We start from the raw sequence: 21,234 nt of genomic DNA, 5'->3' as shown, positions 1-21,234 counted from the left end.
ACATTTAAAGAAGTACGACTAAGTAAAGAAGAAACCAGGTTCCATGAAAAGTAAAATGATTTTCGGCTTCCATGCCGTCACGTCCCGTATCCGCCACGAAGCCTCGTCGGTCGATGAGATCTATGTGGACGCCGACCGCCGCGACCGCCGCATGCTCGATCTGCTGCATGCCGCCAAGGAAGCCAACGTGCGCATCGTCCAGGCCGACGACGACCGTCTGGCCGCGATGGTGGGCACCCGCCGCCATCAGGGTGTGGTGGCCAAGGCGTCTGCCGTGTCGCTGGCGCTCAACCTGGATGAGCTGCTGGATGGCATCGAAGGTCCGCCGCTGTTGCTGATCCTCGATGGCATCACCGATCCGCACAACCTGGGCGCCTGCCTGCGTGTGGCCGATGGCGCCGGCGCCCATGCGGTGATCGCGCCCAAGGATCGTGCGGTGGGATTGAACGCGACTGCGATGAAGGTTTCCAGCGGCGCGTCCGACTCGGTTCCGTACATTACCGTCACCAACCTGGCGCGCACCATGCGTGACCTGAAGGACCGTGGCGTGTGGCTCATCGGTACCACCGACGACGCCGAGCAGGGTCTCTATCAGGGCGATTTCACCGGTCCTACGGCGCTGGTGATGGGTTCTGAAGGCGAGGGCATGCGCCGTCTCACGCGTGAGACCTGCGACGTGCTGATCAACATTCCGATGTTCGGTTCGGTGGCCAGCCTGAACGTGTCGGTGGCGTCCGGCGTGTGTCTGTACGAAGCGCGACGCCAGCGCCTGCCGAAATAGTCCACGACGTTATCTGCAATGCGATCGCCGGACTTGATGTCCGGCGATTTTTTTTGTTAGTCCGCCCCAGGAAGCCACCATGTTCAGTCGACTTCGAGAAGACATCGCCAGCATTCGCGAGCGCGATCCAGCTGCCCGTAACACCTGGGAAGTGGTGAGCTGTTACCCGGGGTTGCATGCCGTGGTGATGCACCGCTGGGCCAACGCCTGCTGGCAAGCCGGCCTGAAATGGCTGGCGCGCTTCATCTCGCATCTGACGCGCGGCCTGACCGGCATCGAAATCCATCCTGGCGCCACCATCGGGCGTCGGGTATTCATCGACCATGGCTTCGGGGTGGTGATCGGCGAGACTGCGGTGATCGGCGACGATTGCACCATCTACCAGGGCGTGACGCTGGGCGGCACATCGCTGGCCAAGGGCGCCAAACGGCACCCGACACTGGGGCGCGGCGTGATCGTCGGCGCCGGCGCCAAGGTGCTGGGTGGATTCGTGGTCGGCGATGGCGCCAAGGTGGGTTCCAATGCGGTGGTGACGCGGGCGCTGCCGCCGGGCGCCACGGCCGTCGGCAACCCGGCGCGCGTGATACAGCGCAACGAGACCCCTGGGGCGCCTGAACCGGCTGCAGCCCGGCTGTTTGCCGCCTATGGCGTGGTGGCCAATGGCGACGACCCGCTATCGAAGGCGCTGCACGGATTGATCAATCAGGTGGCGGCGCAGGAGCGCCAGATCGAGGCCATGCTGGGGGCGATGAAAGGTGCCGGCATCGGATGCCAGCACCTGGAAGAGATGCGCAGGTTCGATGCTGATCAGTTGAACCGGCTGGTGGATTGAAGGCTTTGCTGACTAGCTCACCGCCGTCGTCCTGACGAAAGTCAGGACCCAGCGTCTCTCAATGTTCGAGTGGCGCTACTGAAGCCACTGGGTCCCGGCCTTCGCCGGGACGACGGCGATGTTATAAATTGTCCTTCGTCATCCTGATGAAAGTCAGGACCCAGCGTCTTTCGATTTCCGGGCGGCGCTATTGAAGCCACTTGGTCCCGGCCTTCGCCGGGACGACGGTGATGTTGTAAATTGATCTTCGTCGTCCTGACGAAGGTCAGGACCCAGCGTCTTTCGATTTCCGGGTGACGTTACTAAAGCCACTAGGTCCCGGCTTTCGCCAGGACGACGGCGATGTTATAAATTGTCCTTCGTCGTCCTGATGAAAGTCAGGACCCAGCGTCTTGTTCACCCGATTTCCACGCCTGCAGCATCGAAACGGTGCAGCACGCCGTCGTCGGTCAAGCTGATCCATCCGCCGCGCGGTGTTTCCACGTCGTATTCCCAGTCAGGCAAGACATAACGCAAGCGATCGCCTTCAAGCCGGTGCAGGGCAGGGCGATGCGTGTGGCCGTGGATCAACGTGCTCACGCCGGTCTGCTTGAAGAGCGCATCGATGGCGTCGGCATTGACGTCCATGATCTCCATCGACTTGTCCTGGTTCGACTGCTGGCTGTTCTTGCGCATGCCTTCGATGATGGCCTTGCGCTGCGCCAGCGGCATCGCCAGGAACTGCTGCTGGTAAGCCGGTTGCCGCACCTGCGCGCGAAAGGCCATGTAGGCCACGTCATCGGTGCATTGGGCGTCGCCATGGGCCAGCGCAATGCTGCGGCCAGCCAGCGTGATCACGTGCGGGTCGGGTAGCAGGCTCAGCCCGGCGGCGGCGGCGAAGGCCTCGCCCACCAGGAAGTCGCGATTGCCAGCAATCCAGAACAGCGCCACGCCTTGTGCCTGCACGGCCTTGAGGGCATCGGCGATCTGCTGGTTGTAGGGCGTGACGAGATCGTCGTCGCCGGCCCAGTATTCGAAGATGTCCCCCAGCAGATATAGCTGCCCGGTCTGGAGCGCATGCGTCTGCAGGAAGTCCAGGAAGGCTGCCGTAGTGCGGGGTAGCGACGCCTGCAAATGCAGGTCGGAAACAAAAAGCGCAACCGTCGGTTGCGCTTTTTGTGAGGACACTGAGGTCATCATCGGGAGCTCTTCAGTGGCTTAGACCACTTCAGCCTTCTCGATGATCACGTCTTCCACCGGCACGTCGGCGAACATGCCCGAACGGGTGGTCTTGACGCCCTTGATCTTGTCGATCACGTCGGTGCCTTCGCTGACCTTGCCGAACACGCAGTAACCCCAGCCGTCCTGGCCAGGATAGTCGAGGAAGCTGTTGTTCTTGACGTTGACGAAGAACTGGGCCGACGCCGAGTGCGGCGCCGCAGTGCGCGCCATGGCCAGGGTGTACGGCTCGTTCTTGAGGCCGTTCTTGGCTTCGTTCTCGATGGTGTCGCGGGTCTCTTTTTGCTTCATGCCTGGCTCGAAACCGCCGCCCTGGATCATGAAGCCATCGATGACGCGATGGAAGATGGTGCCGTTGTAATGACCAGCATTCACATAGGCCAGGAAGTTCTCAACGGTCTTCGGCGCTTTTTCGGCATCCAGTTCGATGCGGATGTTGCCGTGATTGGTGGTGAGCAGAACTGCCATGTTGAATCCTTTGCTTGATGATAAATAAAAAAACAGGCGGCCCGCAGGGGCCGGCCTAATACATTCCAGACGCTTACTTGACCTGTGTTGCCGATTCGATCACGACCGGTGTCACGGGCACGTCGCCAGGCCCGGTCTGCACCTGCTTGATCTTGTCGACCACCTCGGCGCCTTGCACCACCTTGCCAAATACGGCGTAACCCCAGCCGTCGCGGCTCGGGTAGTCGAGCGCGCTGTTATTGGCCACATTGATGAAGAACTGGGCAGTCGCCGAATGCGGAGCGGAAGTACGCGCCATGGCGATAGTATAAACCTCGTTCTTCAAACCGTTTTTGGCTTCGTTCTGGATCGGCGCGGCAGTCTCTTTCTCGCGCATGTTCTTGTCGTAGCCACCGCCCTGGATCATGAAGCCGTTGATGACCCGGTGAAACAGGGTGCCGGTGTACTGGCCCTTCTTGACGTACTTGAGGAAGTTCTCGGACGAGATCGGTGCCTTCTCGGGGTTGAGCTCGACCACGATGTCGCCGACATTGGTCTTGATCAGGACGCGCGGGGCATCGGCGGCAAATGCCGACGACAGCATCGAGGACGACAGCGACAGGGCGACTACGGCAGCTACCAAGTTACGGCGGGAGATGATCATGCGTTACCTTCGTAAATAATTTTCCATTGCGATCCTTCGCGCACCCAGTACTGGCGCTTGCGAACCGCATTCTTGCTCTTGCCCACGGCGCTTTCCTGGGTAAAAGTGCCGACGATCATGTCATCCGGACCCGGATAACGGAACAGGCTGACATCGCGCAGTTTGACACTGGTGAAGCGGGCCCCGTTCAGACTCTTTTGCTGGCGCGCAAACCAGGTCGGCAGGCTCTCGCCCAATGGCGAGCGGAAGTCGCGCGAATAATAGGACAGCATCTTGTCGTTATCCGCGCCTTCCAGCGACTGTTGCCATTGATCCAGCATGCTGGAGGCTTCCTCGCGCTGGCGGTTCCATTCGCCCTTGTCGACAAACTGCACGTGCTGGCTGATCACCACCACCGTCTTGCCGACCTCGGCGGTGGCATACACGTTCTGCAGGTCAGGATTGGCCAGCACCACGCAACCGTCGGAGGACAGTGGCGGGCGACTGAAGTTGTCGGACGGCGTGCCATGCAGCCAGATGCCGTAGCCGCTGCGACCGTTGCGCTTGTCCCATTCGTTGGGGTACGACAGCGGCAGCGCGCCGGTGCCATAGAAGTCCGGCAGCTTGGGGCCGGGAATGCGGTTGTTGACGTAGTACACGCCGATCGGCGTGCGCTGGTCGCCTTCCTTGGACTTGTTGGCGCCGAAGCGGCCCTGCGAGATGTAATAGTCGGTCTGGTACTTGAGCTCGCCGGCCTGGTTTTCATAGACGTACATGCGCGAGCGCGAAGTATCGACCACGAACACGTTCTTCTGATCCTCGCCGACCTGCAGCACCGCCTTGGGGATCAGCATCGGGTCCGGCTTTTCCTGCAGCGAGCGCAGCCGTACGGTGGCTTCTTCGCGCAGTTCCTTGAGTTTTTCCTGCGGGGCGTCGGGCATGGCGCCGAAGGCGCGCACCGGGCGCGCATGCATCATCAGCAAGTCGCCCTGCACCAGATGGCCCAGCCGGAAAGTCGGGTAGGCGGCCACCAGCGCATCGGCCTTGGACTGGGCGTCGCGCAGGCGGTTGGCGCCCAGATCCTTATAGATCTCGATGAGCAGCGCCTCGGGATCGGTCTTGCCGGTCGCCACGCTGACCGCGTTCTGCTGCGGCGGGATCGACGACGAGGAGGCAATGCTGCCGCTGGTGGGCAGGCCCGCCAGGCACAGCATCAACAGGCATCCCAGCGCGCGCGCCGAACGCCGCTGCAAAGCATCAGCAACCATTATCCCCCCGACCGTTCCTGTTTGATGAGCCACCGGTTGCCTTGTTTGACAAACACCAGTGTCTTGCGGCTGTCCACCGTCAGCCGGTTGGAATTATATATCTGCCGGTAACGCACCACTGCGGTATTGCCCTTGATGGTGATCTGGGCGTTGCTCACCTTGACGGTGATGTGGCCCTTGTCCTCGATGCGGGCGCGACGCTCCTCGGCCCATTCCTTGCGGCTGGCGCCCTTGGGCGTCTCGAAGTCGCTGGCATAGTGGCCCAGGTAACCGCGCACGTCCTTGTCGCTCCATGCGCGGGCCCAGCTGTTGAGCGCGGCCAGCACGATGGCCTTGTCCTGCTCGGCGCCGGCGTCGGCCTTCGCCTTCTCGGCCTTGGCCTTTTCTGCTGCGGCCTTGGCCTGCGCTGCCTTGTCGGCGGCGGCCAGTTTCTCGGCCTGCTGCGCCTTTTCGCGTTCGGCGCGCTCGGTCTTTTCCTTCTCGAGGCGGTCGGCCTTGTCCTTGGCCAGGCGCTCGGCTTTTTCCTTGTCCTTCAGTTCCTTCTGTTCTTTCTGTTCCTTCAGCTCTTTCTGTTTCTGCTCGGCGGCGGCGCGCTCGGCGGCCAGTTTGTCGGCACGCTGCTTGTCGGCGGCGGCGCGGTCAGCCGCGGCACGGTCGGCAATCGCCTTTTCGGCGGCGGCGTGTTCGGCGCTGGCCTTGTCGGCTGCAGCGCGATCGGCATTGGCGCGGTCGGCCGCGGCCTTGGAGATGGCGGTTTTCTCAGCGGCGGCGCGGTCGGCGGCGGCTTGCTGGGTGGCCTTTTCGGCGGCCAGCGCCCGGCTGCGTTCCTGCTGTTCGGCGGCGGCGGCGTCGGCGCGCGCCTTGGCCTGCGCCTGGGCGTCCCGGTTCGACTGGCTGGTGGCGCCGGCGGCGCTGGCCAGGCGTGGCACGGTGCCGCCTGTGGTGTTGCCGTTGAGCGAACGCAGCAGCGTCAGCTTTGGTTGCGGCACCTTGTTGGCGGGATCGATCTGCAGCGCCTTGTCATAGGCCTGGCTGGCCAGGCGGGCGTAGACGTCGCCCAGGTTCTCGAGGGCGGTGGCGTAGGTCGGGTTGGTCCGCATGGCCATGTCCAGCGCCGCGCGGGCACGGTCGTACTGGCCATCGGCGGCGTACAGCACGGCCAGGTTGTTGTACGGCTCGGGCAGATCCGGGAAGTCTTCGGTGAGCTTGACGAAGATGGCGATGGCCTCGGCAGAACGGTTTTGTTCTGCTAAGATCAGTCCTTTCGTGAAACGCAGTTGCGCATCGCGGGGGTGCTTGGCCAGGTTGGCGTCGGTGCGCGTGAGCGCCTCGGCGTATTGGCCCGAGCGCAGCAACTTGTTGATGTCCGACATTTCGCTGGCCGGCGCGGCCACCGTAAAGAGTGCGGCCATCAGCCCCGACAGCAAGGCCGTCCTGGGGGCGGCCTTATTGATCAAACCGCGCAAACCATGAGTGGATGGCTGTTCTTTTGATTCTTGGGGCATGGTTTATCAATGCTATACTCGACGAAAGTTGGCATTTTATATCAAACGGGCACTGCAAAAAGAGGTTTGGCTATCGTGATGCGTTCATGTTGCAGACGTTGCTAGAACAATGACCGGGAGGCCCCATGGCCTTCCTCAAAGCACTCTCCAAGCCTCTGATCATCGCGCGGGGCAAGATCGCAGTACTGCCATCCGGCGCGGCCGAACCAAGAATTACCATCCCATGAGCGAGCTCAAAATCTACAACACGCTGGCGCGTGATAAGCAGACCTTTTCCCCTATCGAACCAGGCAAGGTGCGCTTGTACGTGTGCGGCATGACCGTCTATGACTTCTGTCATCTCGGCCACGCCCGCGTGATGGTGGTGTTCGATATGGTGCAGCGCTGGCTGCGCAGCGTCGGTTACGACGTCACCTATGTGCGCAACATCACCGATATCGACGACAAGATCATCAAGCGCGCGCTCGAGAATGGCGAATCGATCAAGCAGCTGACCGAGCGCTTCATCGTCGCCATGAACGAGGACGCCGACGCCCTGGGGGTGCAGCGCCCCGACCACGAGCCACGCGCCACGCAGTACGTGCCGCAGATGCTGGAATTGATCCGCAAGCTGGAGGCCAACGGCCTGGCCTATCTGGCCGAGGACGGTGACGTCAACTATGCCGTGCGCGAGTTTCCCGGCTATGGCCGGCTGTCGGGCAAGTCGCTCGACGACCTGCGCGCAGGCGAACGGGTCGACGTCAACACCGGCAAGCGCGATCCGCTCGACTTCGTCTTGTGGAAGGCGGCCAAGGCGAGCGAGCCGGACGAGGCCAAGTGGGACTCGACATGGGGCTGTGGCCGTCCGGGCTGGCACATCGAGTGCTCGGCCATGGCCGGCGACCTGCTGGGTGAACATTTTGACATCCATGGCGGCGGCCAGGACCTGCAGTTTCCGCATCACGAAAACGAAATCGCCCAGTCCGAAGGCGCGCATGGTCACGCCTTCGTCAATTACTGGATGCACAACGGTTTCGTACGGGTCGACAATGAAAAGATGTCGAAGTCGCTGGGTAACTTCTTCACCATCCGTGACGTGTTGCAACAGTACGATCCGGAAGTGGTGCGTTTCTTCATCCTGCGGGCACACTATCGCAGTCCGCTCAACTATTCGGACGCGCACCTGGACGACGCCCGCCAGGCACTGACGCGTCTTTATACCGCGCTCAAGGAAGTCGCGCCGGCGGCGGCCGTCGACGCCGTCAACGCCGACGATGCAGCCCGGCGCTTCGCCGACGCCATGAACGACGACTTCAACACGCCCCTGGCGCTGTCGGTGCTGTTCGAGCTGGCCAATGAAGTCAACCGCACCCGCAGTGCGCAGGCTTCGCTGCAGTTGCGCCAGCTGGCGGCGCAGTTGGGCTTGCTGCAACGCGACCCGGAAGATTTTCTCAAGGGGGGCGTGGCGGCCGTGGGCGGTATCGACCAGGCGGCCATCGAGGCATTGATTGCCGCACGCGGCGCGGCCAAGGCGGCACGCAACTTCGCCGAGGCCGACCGGATCCGTGGCGAGCTGACGGCGGCGGGTGTGGTCCTTGAAGACAAACCGGGCGGGCTGACCGAATGGCGGAGAGCTTGAGTTGAATACGATCGACAAGATGAGTGCGCCCGATCCATCGCTGATCGTGCCCGCCTATTGGGAAGAGGCCAAGGCCGAACTGATGAAGCGCGACCGCATCATGCGCAAGCTGATTCCGCAGTTCGGCGACCTGCAACTGACCGTGCGCGGCGACGCCTTCACCACGCTGGCGCGCTCGGTGATCGGGCAGCAGATCTCGACCAAGGCGGCCAATGCCGTCTGGCAACGTTTTCTGGAGACATGTCCGCGCTGCCAGCCGGGGCAGGTGATCCGGGTCGGGCTCGACGGCCTGGCCGATTGCGGACTGTCCAAGCGCAAGGCCGAATACATCCTCGACCTGGCCAACCATTTCAAGGCCAAGACCGTGCATCCGGACAAATGGGCCGAGATGGAGGACGAGGACGTCATCGCCGAGATGATCCAGATCCGCGGCATCGGCCGCTGGACAGCCGAGATGTTTTTGATATTTAATCTGCTGCGCCCGAATGTGCTGCCGCTGGATGACCCGGGATTGCTCAAGGGCATCAGCGATAGTTATTTTTCGGGCGAGCCCGTGTCGCGCAGCGACGCGCGCGAAGTCGCCGCGAACTGGGAACCGTGGCGCACCGTTGCCACCTGGTACCTGTGGCGCAGCCTCGACCCGAGGCCTTCCAGTACCTGAGATGGGGGACGAGGGTGGGTACGCCAGTGCCGTGTGCGCTGGTGTATACTCCGCTCCTCGCAAGATTGCAGGCAACCCGATGCCAAGGCTGCGTAGCGCACAAACCAATGCCTCAGCCGCCATCGGACTTGTTGAAAAAGGAACACAATGAGTAAATCGACAACCACTTTTCTGGGCTTCGAGCAGGCCATCGCCGAGCTTGACGCCAAGATCGAAGAGTTGCGTTTTGTGCAGGACGACTCGGCAGTCGACATCTCGGAAGAGATCGAACGCCTGGTCAAGAAAAGCCAGCAACTGACCAAGGACATCTACGCCAAGCTCACGCCATGGCAGGTGTCGCAGATTGCCCGCCATCCGCAGCGTCCCTACACCATGGACTACGTGCGTGAGATCTTTACCGATTTTCACGAGCTGCATGGCGACCGTACCTTCTCGGACGACCAGTCCATCGTCGGCGGTCTGGCCCGTTTCAACGGTCAGGCCTGCATGGTGATCGGTCACCAGAAGGGGCGCGACACCAAGGAACGCGCAATGCGCAACTTCGGCATGCCCAAGCCGGAAGGCTATCGCAAGGCGATGCGCCTGATGAAGGTGGCCGAGAAATTCAATTTGCCTATCTTTACCTTCGTCGACACCCCGGGCGCTTTCCCCGGCATCGACGCTGAAGAGCGTGGCCAGTCCGAGGCGATCGGTCACAACCTGTACGTGATGGCCGAACTGAAGGTGCCGCTGATTGCCACCATCATCGGCGAAGGCGGTTCGGGCGGGGCGCTGGCCATCGCCGTGGGCGACTCGGTGCTGATGCTGCAATATGCGACCTATTCGGTGATCTCGCCGGAAGGTTGCGCATCGATCCTGTGGAAGACCGCCGACCGCGCCGCCGATGCCGCCGAAGCGCTGGGCCTGACGGCGCATCGACTCAAGGCCATCGGCCTGATCGACAAGATCGTCAACGAGCCGCTGGGTGGCGCGCACCGCGACCCGAAGCAGATGGCCGGCTTGCTCAAGCGCGCGCTGTCCGACACCTTGCGCCAGTTCCAGGGCGTCAAGACCAAGGAATTGCTGGCGGCGCGTCACGAAAAGCTGATGTCCTATGGCAAGTTCAAGGAATTGAATTCGACCGAATGATGGGCCGCCGCAGCCCCTGCTGCGACATCTCCCGTCCAGGCAAACGCCAGCGATTGTATTCGCTGGCGTTTTGTCGTTTCTGGGCCGCTCTGCCTGCTGTTCACATTCACAGACCGTTAGCGTTATTCACCATGGCCGATACCACTCCCTCGATTGTTCCGGTAATGCATGCTCTCCAGGCCAGCCTGGTTGCTCCCCCCAAGACGCTGGCGCTGGCCTACAGCGGCGGACTCGATTCGTCGGTGCTGCTCGATGCCGCCGCCGTTATGGCCGCCCGCGACGGCTTCAGGCTGATCGCCCTGCATGTCCATCACGGGCTCAGTACGGACGCCGACGGCTGGCTGGCGCATTGCCGTGAGCGTTGCGCCGCGCTAGGCGTCAGCTTCGACGCCGAGTGCGTGCAGCTGGACCAGGGCAGCGGGCAGGGTATCGAAGAGGTGGCGCGCGTGGCGCGTTATGCCGCATTGGGGCGCTTGTGTCGCCAGCATGGGGCGCAGCTGCTGCTGACGGCGCATCACCAGGATGACCAGGCCGAGACGGTCTTGCTGCAACTGCTGCGCGGCAGTGGCCTTGCGGGGATGTCGGCGATGCCTTCGGGGCAGACCGCGCCGGCGTTGCTGGGCGACGCCGATACGGTGATCGTGCGCCCGCTGCTGGGGGTGACCCGCAAGCAGATCGAGGCCTATGCGAGCGCGCGCCAGCTGGCCCACGTCGAAGACGAATCCAACGCCAATGTCCGTTATGCCCGCAACGCGCTGCGGCATCGTCTGATGCCGGTGCTGGAGCAGGATTTCGCCGGCTACCAGCAGCGCCTGGCGCGCACGGCGGTGCATGCCCAGAACGCGCAGCAGTTGCTGCAGGAGATTGCCGAACTGGATCTGGTGCAATGCCGTCATGAGGATCACTTGCTGATGCCGGCCCTGCGGCGCCTGAGCGAGCAGCGTTTTTTCAATTTGATGCGTCACTGGTTCGGCTTGCGCGGCATGCGCATGCCGTCGCTGGCGTGGATGGAACAGATGCGTACGCAACTGCTCACCGCGCGTGAAGAGTCGCAGCTGTGCGTGTCGCATCCCGATGGTGAAGTGCATCGATATCGCGAGCGGGTCTACCTGGCGCCGCGCCGCGTGCTGCCCGACCCCGACGAAGAAGAGCCGGTCGTGCTGCCGTTGCCGTGGCAGGGCGAAGCCAGCCTGCCGGTGCCGCATTGTTATGGCGTGCTGCATGTCGAGGTGATCGACGCCGACGATAGCGTCACGCCCGGGCTGGACGCCGAGTGGTTGCGCGCGCAGCCGCTGGAGGTGCGGGGGCGCAGTGGCGGCGAGCGACTCCGGCTGGCCATGAATCGCCCGGCGCGCAGCCTGAAGCAGCAATACCAGGCGGCTGATGTGCCGGCCTGGGAACGGCCATTCCTGCCGCTGCTGTTTTCCGGGCGCAACCTGTTATTTGCCGCCGGCGTCGGCATGGATTGCACCCATCTGGTCACGCTCGGGCCGCGTGTGCGGCTGCGCTGGCAGGCTGGGACCGCAACTGGCCAGGCATGAAAAATGCCGCATCATCGGTTGGACGGATGATGCGGCATCTCCAAGTCATCCCTGACATGGGCGGAGCCAGGCTCCGCGAAGGCACTGCTGTGTTACTTGGCGGCGGTGCTGTCGGCCGGCTTGTCGGTGCCTTGCATCTTGGCCTTGGCTTTCTTGGCGGTGCGCTTGGTGGCGTTCTTGGCTTGCTTGGCCTTGGCCTTGGTGGTTGCTTCTGCCTTGGTGGCGGCGCCCGGGCCAGGCTGCGTGCCCTGGGCCGAAGCGGGTGCACCGGCGCCGGCGGTAGCTGTGCCGGTCTGGGCGAATACTGGCAGGGTCAGTGCCGACAGAAGGGAAGCGACGATGATGGCTTTGGTTTTCATGGCAATGTCCTTGTTAAGTAAATGAAGTCAGGCTCGGCGCCGGAGGCTGGTTGCTTCCATTTCGTTGCGCCTTGCTTCCTATAACGAAATGCCGTCGCCGGGGACGACATCGAATTGTTTCAATCCATCGCGAAGTTGTAAGCAATCGTTGCCATCCTGATCACTAACTATTTATGATGGGATTAACCGAACAGGCCCACCAGGCCGATGACGATCAAATACAAGGCCACGATGTAGTTGAGCAGGCGCGGCACGGCCAGAATCAATATGCCGGCGATCAGGGCGGCCAGGGGGCCAAAGGCGAGATGGACGTTCATGGGGGTTCTCCTCGTTGTTAGGTGCCAGTCAGACGTCGGGGCGGGCGCTAAGTTCTACTGCGGGTGCCGGCACGGAATGTGAGACAAGTCTTTATAATGTCGAGCTTTCCCCACCGCAATTGAGATCAAGCATGGCCTATCAAACCTGGTTCGCATTCTTCGTCGCCGCCTGCGTCATCGCCATCTCGCCCGGATCGGGCGCGGTGTTGTCGATGAGTCATGGACTTAATTACGGCGTGCGCCGCACCGGCGCCACCATCCTTGGCCTGGAGATCGCATTGGTGATGGTGCTGCTGATTGCCGGCGCCGGCGTCGGCTCGTTGCTGGTGGCATCCGAAACCGCGTTCAATACCATCAAGGTGCTGGGCGCCGCCTACCTGATCTATCTGGGTTTTTCGCAATGGCGCGCGCCGGTGCCGCAAGACGGCGAAGTGCTGGACGCCGCCAATGCCAGCGCCCGCAGCGCGCGTGGCCAGCACTGGTGGCAGCGTTGTATCACCGGTTTCCTGACCAATGCCACCAACCCCAAGGGCATCGTGTTCATGGTGGCGGTGCTGCCCCAGTTCATCGATCACGACCGGCCGCTGTGGCTGCAGTTGCTGGTGCTGGCCGTGACCATGGTGACGGTCGACCTGATCGTGATGCACGGTTATGCCTATGCCGCCAGCCGCCTGCAGCGGTTCTTTCGCAACCAGAAGGCGATCAAGGCGCAGAACCGCTTCTTCGGCGGCGTATTGATGCTGGTGGGCGCGGGCCTGTTCTTCTTCAAGCGCGGCGCGCATTGAGACTGGCCTGACCGGCACGGCAAAAAGCCCCGGTGCGTTCAGGCGACCGGGGCTTTTGATCTAGGGGCTTGCCGCTTGCCCGTGCTGGCTTGGCTTACTTGTCTTTCTTGAGGCAGGTCGACATGAAGGCTTTGCGCTCATCGCCTTTTTTGTCGCCGGCTTCCTTGTTGCAGGTGGTCATCTTGTTCTGCTGGGCGTTCTTCGGTGCGGCAGCGGGCTTGCTGGACAGGCAATCCTTCATGAAGGCCTTGCGTTCGTCGCCTTTCTTTTCGCCTGCGTCCTTGTTACAGGTGGTCATCTTGCTCTGCTGCGCAGTCTGCGCCATGGCGGGCGTGCTCATCAACAGGGGCGCTGCCAGCGCGAGGGAAGAAATGGCGATCATCAGCTTTTTCATTATGCACTCCGGGTCGGTGGATTCGAAGAGATAGCCGGCCCGCAAGGGCGTCTATCGGCCAGCATTACAGCATGAAAATGTGACGCCGGTCTCGTCTAAATTGTTATTGCAAACCGGAAACTAATGCATGGCGGGCGGTTGAATCAGGATCGGCCCCGCCGGCAGGATAGAATCGTGTTTTCGCTGTCTTAGAGAAACGCGACCTGCGTTTTTGCGGGGATGCATCAAGTTCTAAAGGAGCAGGGTTATGGGATTGAGCTGGATGTCTGCCATCAAACTGATACCGTGGGGCGATGTGGTCCAGGCCACGCCTGGCATCGTACGTGGCGCACGCGACTTGTGGTCGCGCACCCGCGGCGCCAAGGAAGCGGTCGCCGCCCAACCGGCGCCGGTCAATGCCAGCGATGACCTGGCGCAACTGAGCACGCGTATCGCCCGGCTCGAAACCGAACAACTGGAAGCCAGCCAGCTGATCAATACCCTGGCCGAGCAAAACGCCCAACTGGTCGCCACGCTCGATGCGCAACGCAGGCGCACCCGCGCATTGCTGGCTTTCTGCGTGCTGCTGGCATTGGGCCTGGCGGCCACCTGGCTGCGATAAGCAAGCTGGCCGGCAACGCAGTTGAGCTCGCCGTATTAAGATAGTTAGTTGCGCAGCGCTGTCGCGCTGCGCGTTCCGCCGTCTCTCTCTTTGAAAGGATCTGCCATGTCGCAAGCACATGCCTACGCAGCCCAGGATGCAAACTCCCCATTGGCCCCCTTTAACTTCGAACGTCGCGAGGTCGGCCCGCATGATGTCCAGATCGATATCCTGTACTGCGGGGTGTGCCATTCCGATTTGCATATGGCGCGTAACGAATGGGGCGGCACCGTCTTTCCGGTGGTGCCCGGGCACGAGATCGTCGGCCGCATCAGCAAGGTGGGCGAGCATGTCAGCGCGTTCAAGGTAGGCCAGATCGCCGGCGTGGGCTGTATGGTCGATTCGTGCCAGCACTGTTCCAGCTGCGACGAGGGCCTCGAGCAGTATTGCGAAAACGGCTTCACCGGCACCTACAGCGCCGAGGACAAGGTCAGCGGCGGCTATACCTATGGCGGCTATGCCAGCAACATCGTGGTCAGCGAAAAATTCGTGCTGCGCATTTCGGACAAGCTCGATCCGGCTGGCGCCGCGCCGTTGCTGTGCGCAGGCATCACCACCTGGTCGCCGCTGCGCCACTGGAAGGTGGGACCGGGCCAGAAGGTCGGCATCGTCGGCCTGGGTGGCCTGGGGCACATGGGGGTCAAGCTGGCGCACGCGATGGGCGCGCATGTGGTGTTGTTTACGACTTCGCCCGACAAGCGCGAAGATGCATTGCGCCTGGGCGCGCACGAAGTGGTGGTGTCGCGCGACGCCGACCAGATGGCGGCCCACGCAAACAGCTTCGACTTCATCCTCAATACCGTCGCCGCGCAGCATGACCTGGATGCGTTCATGGTGCTGCTCAAGCGCGAAGGCACGATGACGCTGGTGGGCTTGCCGGAGCATCCGCATCCGTCGCCATCGGTGGCCAATCTGATCTTCAAGCGCCGCCACCTGGCTGGTTCGCTCATCGGCGGCATCGCCGAAACGCAGGAAATGCTCGACTTCTGCGCCGAGCACAATATCCATTCGGATATCGAGATGATCAAGATCCAGGACATCAACCAAGCCTACGAGCGCATGCTCAAGAGCGATGTCAAGTATCGCTTCGTGATCGACATGGCGTCGCTGGCCGCCTGATGTCGCCGCCCGCCCCACGGCAGCGATCGGAACCGATCGGCGCCGTGGGTCCTGGACTATTATTTTTATTCAAAGACTGACCCACGCATGTTTCAACACGCACTGCGCATGACCCAACGCGACTGGCGCACCGGCGAGCTGCGCTTCCTGTTGCTGGCCCTGATCGTCGCAGTGGCGGCCTTGTCTTCGGTCAGTTTCTTCGTCGATCGGATGCGCGCCGGCATGACACGCGACGCCCACCAGTTGCTGGGCGCCGACCTGCTGGTCGCGGCCGACCAGACCTTGCCGCCGCAATGGGCCTCGCAAGCGCAGGCGCGCGGGTTGGCGCAGGCGCAGACGGTGGTCTTCCCCAGCATGGCGCAGACCGGCGAGGGCGATGCCGCGCGCTCGGTGCTGACGTCGATCAAGGCCGTCACCGAGGGCTATCCCTTGCGCGGCAAGGTCAAGCTGGAAGGCGCCGGCGGTGAACGTAATGCCGATGGCATTCCGCGTGCCGGCACGGTGTGGGTCGATCCGCAGGTGCTGTCCGCCCTCGATGTGAAGCTGGGCGACATGCTCAAACTGGGCGACCGCGACTTCCGGATTGCCGAAGTGATCGCGGTCGAGCCGGATCGCGGCAGCGCCTTCGTCAATTTTGCGCCGCGCGTGATGCTGTCCGATGGCGACCTGGCCGCGACCAACCTGGTGCAGCCCGGCTCACGGGTGACTTACCGCCTGTTGCTGGCGGGTGCGCCCGATAGCGTCAAGGCTTTCCAGCAGCAGCTGGAACAGCAGATCGAAAGCCAGCACCTGCGCGCCGTGCGCATCGAGTCGCTGGAGAGCGGCCGGCCCGAAATGCGCGCCACGCTGGATCGCGCCGAGCAGTTCCTGTCGCTGGTGGGCTTGCTGTCGGCCATGCTGGCCGCGCTGGCCGTGGCGATGGCGGCACGCCGTTTCATGATGCGTCACCTCGACGCCTGCGCCATGCTGCGCTGCTTCGGCATGACCCAGAACCAGGTCACGGCGCTGTACCTGATCGAGTTCGTGGTGGTGGGGCTGGTGGCCAGCCTGATCGGCATGGGGCTGGGCTATGCGGCCCACTTCGCGCTGCTGCAATGGCTGGGCAGCTTCATGCCGACCGCGTTGCCAGCGGCCAGTTGGCAGCCTGCGGTGCAGGGTGTCGTCACCGGTTTGCTGTTGCTGGTGGGGTTTGCGTTGCCGCCTATCCTGCAACTGCGCAACGTGCCGCACAATCGCGTGATCCGGCGCGAGCAGGGCGCGCCCAAGGCGGCGTCGCTGGTCACGTATGGATTGGGTACGCTGGTGTTTTCGGGTCTGTTGCTGTGGCAGGCCGGCGACCTGAAGCTGGGTCTGCTGACGGTAGCCGGGTTCCTGGGTGGGTTTGGCGTGTTTGCGCTGGTGGCCTGGCTGTGCCTGCGGGCCTTGCGCGGCATGCGCGGACTGTTCGACAGCCAGAGCTGGCGCTTTGCCATCGATGGCCTGCAGCGCCGCCCGGCCGCCGCCGTGATGCAGGTGGTGGCGCTGGGGCTGGGCTTGATGGCCTTGCTGTTGCTGACGGTGATTCGCGGTGACCTGGTGGGCGCCTGGCGCCAGTCGACCCCGGCGGATGCGCCCAATCGCTTCGTGGTCAACATCCAGCCCGACCAGCGCCAGGCCGTGAGCCAGGCGTTGCAGCAGGGCGGTGTCGCCGCGCCCGAGCTGTACCCGATGATTCGCGGCCGGCTGGTGCAAGTCAACGGACGCCAGATTAGCGCCGCCGATTACCAGGAAGACCGGGCCAAGCGCCTGGTCGACCGCGAATTCAATCTGTCGACCATGCAGCAGATCCCGCCCGGCAATGGCATCGTCAGTGGTCGCTGGTTCGACGACAGCAAGCCGGAAGCCTCGGTCGAGCGCGGCCTGGCGCAGACGCTGGGCATCAAGCTGGGCGATCGCCTGCAGTTCGATATCGCCGGGCAACTGGTGGAGGCGCCGGTGACCAGCCTGCGCAAGCTCGAATGGGGTTCGCTGCGGGTCAATTTCTTCGTCATCATCAATCCGCAGGCGATGCGCGATACGCCGCAAAGCTGGATCACCGCCTTTCACCTGACGCCGGCGCAAGAAAACCTGGGCAACGTACTCACGCGCGACTTCCCCAATCTGACCGTGGTCGATATCGGCAGCGTGCTGCGCCAGATCCAGGCGGTGGTGGGGCAGGTGATCTCGGCGGTCGAGTTCCTGTTCCTCTTCACGCTCAGTTCCGGGGTGCTGGTGCTGTACGCGGCGCTGGCCGGATCGCAGGATGAGCGGGTGCGCGAGGCCGGCCTGTTGCGCGCCCTGGGCGCGACCCGGCGCGAGCTTTCCCGGGCGCAACGCATCGAGGTCTTGCTGGTGGGTTCGGTGGCCGGTTTGCTGGCCGCCAGTGGCGCCGCCGCCATCGGCTGGGCGCTGGCGCACTACGTGTTCAACTTCGACTGGACGCTGAGTCCGCTGGTGTGGTTGGCCGGCATGCTGATCGGCGCGGCGTGTTCGGCCATCGGCGGCTGGGCCGGGCTGCGCCAGGTGCTGGGGCGTCCGCCGTTGCAGACGCTGCGCGAAGGCTGAGGTCGCGATTCGGATCAAACGGGGCGCTCGCTGCTGCGCTATCATGACGGCCTATGCAAATCGAAGACCCCAATGCCCCGACCACGTTCGAGTTGATCGGCGGCGCCGACAAGTTGCGCGAGATGGTCGATCGCTTCTACGACCTGATGGACCTGGAGCCGGAATTTGCCGGCATCCGGGCGCTGCACCCGGCATCGCTGGATGGCTCCCGCGAGCAGACCTATATGTTCCTGTCGGGCTGGACCGGCGGCCCCAACCTGTATATCGAGCGTCACGGCCATCCACGCCTGCGGGCGCGGCACCTGCCGTTTGCGATCGGTATTTCCGAGCGCGACCAGTGGTTGCGTTGCATGACCTGGGCCATGCAGGATGTGGGTTTGCCGGACGAGCTGATGAAGCGCCTGCTGCAGGCGCTGTACCAGACCGCCGACTGGATGCGTAACAAGGCCGAATAGGCCGCGAGGCTGAGCAAGCCCCGATCTCTTTCACTCTAATCTATGTCATCGACCGAATTGATCCTGGCCGGCCTGATCGCCATTGGCATCGTGCTGCAAATCCTGTTGTTGCTGCGTTCCGGACGGCGCGACGATAGCGGCGCCGAGGCCGCACTGGCGCAACTCAAGCTCGACCTGCAACGGCACCAGCAAGATAGCGCCGAACGTCTCGAGCGCGAGTTGCGCCACCAGGTGCAGTCCAGCGCCCAGGGCACGCGCCAGGAGCTGGGCAGCAGTTTTGCGCAGTTGCAGCAGACCCTGGCGACCCAGATGTCGTCGGTGGCGACGCTGCAGAATAACCAGATCGACGGCTTTGCCCAGCAACTGGTCAAGCTCAACGAGACCAACGCCCAGCAACTCGACGGCATGCGCCAGTCGATCACGCTGCAGGCGCAGGTCAGCCGTGAAGAGCAGGGCCTGTCGCTCAAGCGTTTCGGCGACACGCTCAACCAGCAATTGTCGTCATTGACCGAATCCAATGCGCAGCGCATGGGTGAGATCCGCACCACGCTTGAAGCCCGCATCAAGGACCTGCAGACCGACAATGCGCAAAAGCTCGAAGAGATGCGCAAGACCGTCGACGAGAAGCTGCATGCCACGCTGGAGCAGCGCCTGGGCGAATCGTTCCGCCTGGTCTCGGACCGGCTGGACAAGGTGCACCAGGGCCTGGGCGAGATGCAGCAGCTGGCCACCGGCGTGGGCGACCTGAAACGCGTGCTGACCAACGTCAAGACCCGTGGCACCTGGGGCGAAGTACAACTCGAGATGCTGCTGGAACAGATGCTCACGCCCGACCAGTACGCCAAGAACGTCGAGACCGTGCCGTCCAGCGGCGAACGGGTCGAGTTCGCGATCAAGCTGCCCGGCGCCAGCGACGATGGCCGTCCGGTCTGGATGCCGATCGATGCCAAGTTCCCCAAGGAACAGTACGAACGCCTGGTCGAGGCGGCCGACCGCGCCGACGCCGACGGCGTGGCCAGTGCCGGCCGCGAGCTGGAGCGCGCGGTGCGTGGCGAAGCCAAGACCATCGCCGAGAAATACCTGTCGCCGCCGTTGACGACCGACTTCGCCATCCTGTTCCTGCCCACCGAAGGCCTGTATGCGGAAGTGATGCGGCGTCCCGGCCTGTCGGACGATCTGCAACGCACGCTGCGGGTGAGCATCGCCGGGCCGTCGACGCTGGCGGCCTTGCTCAACAGCCTGCAGATGGGATTCCGGACCCTGGCGCTGGAGAAGCGCTCCTCGGAAGTGTGGCAGGTGCTGGGGGCGGTCAAGACCGAGTTCACCAAGTTTGGCGACGTCCTGTCGGCGACCAAGACCGCACTGGAGCGCGCCGCCCGCAATATCGACCAGGCCGAGGTCCGCACCCGCCAGATGACGCGCAAGCTGAAGTCGGTGGAGGCCTTGCCGAGCGAAACTGCGCAGCAGTTGCTGGGCACCACAGAGCTGGACCTGGGCGGGACCGACGAAGAGGTCTGATTTTTATTGAAGTGCGGCGGACGAGGGCGCTTGAGTTATCACTAATCCGTCGTGCCGGCGAAGGCCGGTACCCAGTGACGTTGGTGGCGTATCGACGGTTGCTATAAGACGCTGGGTCCTGACTTTCGTCAGGACGACGGCGATCGACCTGTCTTGCCGGCGAAGGCCGGCACCCGGCGTCTTTACACCAGCCCGTCGAACACCACGACCGACACCAGCTCGCCGGCGGCGACGTCGCCCCGTTCGTGTTCCAGCTCGATGATGCAGTTGGCGTCCGACATCGAGCGCAGGATGCCGGACCCCTGGGTGCCTGTCAGCCGCACATTCCACACCCCTTGCTGGTCCGGCGCCAGGATGCCGCGCTGGTACTCGCTGCGGCCCGGCTTCTTGCGGATGGCGGTGGTGGTGCTTACCCGTAGTCGCGGCAGCGGGCTGGCCTCGGCGCCTGCCAGGCGCAGCAGGGCGTCGCGCACGAAACAGTAGAAGCTGACCGTCACCGCCACCGGGTTACCCGGCAATCCGAACAGATAGGCGTCACGCCCGTGCGAGGCAATGCGGCCGAAGGCCAGCGGGCGTCCGGGACGCATGCCGATCTTCCAGAACAGCATCTCGCCCAGGCTGGCCATGATCTGCTTGGTATAGTCGGCCGCGCCCACCGACACGCCGCCCGAGGTGATGACCGCATCGGCCTGCTCGCAGGCGGTGCGGAAGGCCGCTTCCAGCGCGGCCGGGTCGTCGCCCACCACGCCCAGGTCGAGCACGTCGCAGCCGAGGCGGGTCAGCATGCCGTGCAGGGTGTAGCGGTTGGAGTCGTAGACGCAACCCGGCTCCAGCGTTTCGCCCACCGAGCGCAACTCGTCGCCGGTCGAAAAGAACGCCACGCGCAGGCGGCGCTGCACCGTGACCTCGGCTTTCCCGAGGGACGCCAACAAACCGATATCGGCCGGCCGCAGCAACTTGCCGCGCGCCAGCGCCACGCTATCTTGCGCCAGGTCTTCGCCGCGCAGGCGACGATTGTCGCCGGCTCGCACGCGTCCGGCCGGGATGGTCACGCCCTGGGCGTCGCCATCGATGGTCAGTTCCTGCGGGATGACGGTGTCGCACTCATCGGGCATCGGCGCGCCGGTCATGATGCGCACGCATTGGCCGGGTGCGACGGTGCCGGCAAAGCGCTGTCCGGCATGCACCGCGCCCACCACTGACAGGCGCACCTGGCGGCCGTCGGCGATATCTGCGCCGCGCAAGGCGTAGCCGTCCATGGCCGAGTTGTCGTGGGCCGGCACGTCGATGTGCGACACGATGTCATGCGCCAGCACCCGGCCCAGCGCGCTGCGGATGGGTAACTGCTCGGCGGCGCTGATGGGCACGATGAAGTCGCCGATGACACGCTGGGCTTGCGCCACCGTCATGGCATTGGGGTCG

21 protein-coding genes are annotated in these 21,234 nt (G+C 63.5%); 12 read left to right on the top strand and 9 right to left on the bottom strand.

The genetic code is table 11. The features are described 5' to 3' along the window. Positions 1–43: 43 nt before the first annotated feature. Both rlmB and cysE read left to right on the top strand, forming a co-directional pair. Complete coding sequence (rlmB, locus tag LBW87_RS01460) at positions 44–781, top strand: 23S rRNA (guanosine(2251)-2'-O)-methyltransferase RlmB (protein ID WP_225199651.1); 738 nt, start codon at positions 44–46, stop codon at positions 779–781. Positions 782–860: 79 nt separating this feature from the next. Next, positions 861–1,613, top strand: a complete 753-nt coding sequence (gene cysE / locus LBW87_RS01455) for a serine O-acetyltransferase (protein ID WP_225199650.1) — start codon at positions 861–863, stop codon at positions 1,611–1,613. 396 nt (positions 1,614–2,009) lie between these two features. On the opposite strand, the gene LBW87_RS01450 is transcribed toward cysE, so the two are convergent. From LBW87_RS01450 to LBW87_RS01430, 5 genes are all read right to left on the bottom strand, one after another. After that, on the bottom strand, positions 2,010–2,789 hold the full coding sequence (locus LBW87_RS01450; RefSeq protein ID WP_225200325.1) for a UDP-2,3-diacylglucosamine diphosphatase: 780 nt from the start codon (positions 2,787–2,789) through the stop codon (positions 2,010–2,012). A 21-nt stretch (positions 2,790–2,810) separates the two neighbouring features. Next, entirely contained in the window at positions 2,811–3,299 is a 489-nt protein-coding gene (locus LBW87_RS01445) for a peptidylprolyl isomerase (protein WP_225199649.1), read from the bottom strand. Positions 3,300–3,372: 73 nt separating this feature from the next. Further along, positions 3,373–3,942 carry a peptidylprolyl isomerase gene (locus LBW87_RS01440; RefSeq protein WP_320442705.1) on the bottom strand — a complete coding sequence of 190 codons (570 nt, stop codon included), beginning with the start codon at positions 3,940–3,942 and terminating at the stop codon, positions 3,373–3,375. Beyond that, a complete protein-coding gene (locus LBW87_RS01435) occupies positions 3,939–5,189 on the bottom strand; it encodes a L,D-transpeptidase family protein (protein WP_225199648.1) in 1,251 nt (416 codons plus the stop codon). Before LBW87_RS01435 ends, LBW87_RS01440 begins: the two co-directional genes overlap by 4 nt. Beyond that, the gene (locus LBW87_RS01430; RefSeq protein ID WP_225199647.1) at positions 5,189–6,694 is read right to left on the bottom strand and encodes a YybH family protein; all 1,506 of its coding nucleotides are present in this window, start codon (positions 6,692–6,694) and stop codon (positions 5,189–5,191) included. Before LBW87_RS01430 ends, LBW87_RS01435 begins: the two co-directional genes overlap by 1 nt. Positions 6,695–6,917: 223 nt before the next feature. Here LBW87_RS01430 and cysS point away from each other — a divergent pair, with 223 nt between their 5' ends. From cysS to tilS, 4 genes are all read left to right on the top strand, one after another. Beyond that, positions 6,918–8,312, top strand: coding sequence for a cysteine--tRNA ligase (cysS, locus tag LBW87_RS01425; RefSeq protein WP_225199646.1), 1,395 nt, complete (start codon positions 6,918–6,920; stop codon positions 8,310–8,312). A 19-nt stretch (positions 8,313–8,331) separates the two neighbouring features. Next, positions 8,332–8,973 (top strand): DNA-3-methyladenine glycosylase family protein, encoded by a 642-nt coding sequence (locus tag LBW87_RS01420; RefSeq protein ID WP_413927612.1) that lies wholly within the window; start codon positions 8,332–8,334, stop codon positions 8,971–8,973. A gap of 147 nt (positions 8,974–9,120) precedes the next feature. After that, a complete protein-coding gene (locus LBW87_RS01415; protein ID WP_225199644.1) occupies positions 9,121–10,101 on the top strand; it encodes an acetyl-CoA carboxylase carboxyltransferase subunit alpha in 981 nt (326 codons plus the stop codon). Between the two features lie 164 nt (positions 10,102–10,265). After that, positions 10,266–11,642 (top strand): tRNA lysidine(34) synthetase TilS, encoded by a 1,377-nt coding sequence (gene tilS, locus LBW87_RS01410; protein WP_225199643.1) that lies wholly within the window; start codon positions 10,266–10,268, stop codon positions 11,640–11,642. A 92-nt stretch (positions 11,643–11,734) separates the two neighbouring features. Here tilS and LBW87_RS01405 read toward each other — a convergent pair whose 3' ends face one another. After that, positions 11,735–12,001 (bottom strand): hypothetical protein, encoded by a 267-nt coding sequence (locus tag LBW87_RS01405; protein ID WP_225199642.1) that lies wholly within the window; start codon positions 11,999–12,001, stop codon positions 11,735–11,737. Between the two features lie 182 nt (positions 12,002–12,183). Then, positions 12,184–12,318: a DUF3096 domain-containing protein gene (locus tag LBW87_RS01400; RefSeq protein WP_225199641.1), complete on the bottom strand. Its 135-nt coding sequence runs from the start codon at positions 12,316–12,318 to the stop codon at positions 12,184–12,186. Between the two features lie 131 nt (positions 12,319–12,449). Here LBW87_RS01400 and LBW87_RS01395 point away from each other — a divergent pair, with 131 nt between their 5' ends. Continuing rightward, positions 12,450–13,103, top strand: a complete 654-nt coding sequence (locus LBW87_RS01395; protein ID WP_225199640.1) for a LysE family transporter — start codon at positions 12,450–12,452, stop codon at positions 13,101–13,103. Between the two features lie 94 nt (positions 13,104–13,197). Here the strand turns inward: LBW87_RS01395 and LBW87_RS01390 are convergent, their stop codons facing one another. After that, positions 13,198–13,497, bottom strand: coding sequence for a PsiF family protein (locus LBW87_RS01390; protein WP_225199639.1), 300 nt, complete (start codon positions 13,495–13,497; stop codon positions 13,198–13,200). Positions 13,498–13,744: 247 nt separating this feature from the next. Here LBW87_RS01390 and LBW87_RS01385 point away from each other — a divergent pair, with 247 nt between their 5' ends. The 5 genes from LBW87_RS01385 (at position 13,745) to rmuC (ending at position 19,812) form a co-directional block, all read left to right on the top strand. Continuing rightward, a complete protein-coding gene (locus LBW87_RS01385; RefSeq protein WP_225199638.1) occupies positions 13,745–14,098 on the top strand; it encodes a hypothetical protein in 354 nt (117 codons plus the stop codon). A 105-nt stretch (positions 14,099–14,203) separates the two neighbouring features. Then, the gene (locus LBW87_RS01380) at positions 14,204–15,256 is read left to right on the top strand and encodes an NAD(P)-dependent alcohol dehydrogenase (RefSeq protein ID WP_225199637.1); all 1,053 of its coding nucleotides are present in this window, start codon (positions 14,204–14,206) and stop codon (positions 15,254–15,256) included. 87 nt (positions 15,257–15,343) lie between these two features. Further along, positions 15,344–17,839, top strand: a complete 2,496-nt coding sequence (locus LBW87_RS01375) for an ABC transporter permease (RefSeq protein WP_225199636.1) — start codon at positions 15,344–15,346, stop codon at positions 17,837–17,839. Between the two features lie 53 nt (positions 17,840–17,892). Further along, entirely contained in the window at positions 17,893–18,294 is a 402-nt protein-coding gene (locus LBW87_RS01370; protein ID WP_225199635.1) for a group II truncated hemoglobin, read from the top strand. A 42-nt stretch (positions 18,295–18,336) separates the two neighbouring features. After that, a complete protein-coding gene (rmuC, locus tag LBW87_RS01365; RefSeq protein WP_225199634.1) occupies positions 18,337–19,812 on the top strand; it encodes a DNA recombination protein RmuC in 1,476 nt (491 codons plus the stop codon). Positions 19,813–19,994: 182 nt separating this feature from the next. Here the strand turns inward: rmuC and glp are convergent, their stop codons facing one another. After that, on the bottom strand, positions 19,995–21,221 hold the full coding sequence (glp, locus tag LBW87_RS01360; RefSeq protein WP_265112856.1) for a gephyrin-like molybdotransferase Glp: 1,227 nt from the start codon (positions 21,219–21,221) through the stop codon (positions 19,995–19,997). Positions 21,222–21,234: the final 13 nt, after the last annotated feature.

It is taken from the genome of Herbaspirillum sp. alder98 (genome assembly GCF_020179755.1).
Taxonomy (GTDB): Bacteria; Pseudomonadota; Gammaproteobacteria; order Burkholderiales; family Burkholderiaceae_D; genus Herbaspirillum.
This window is presented reverse-complemented; position numbering and strand designations above follow the sequence as displayed.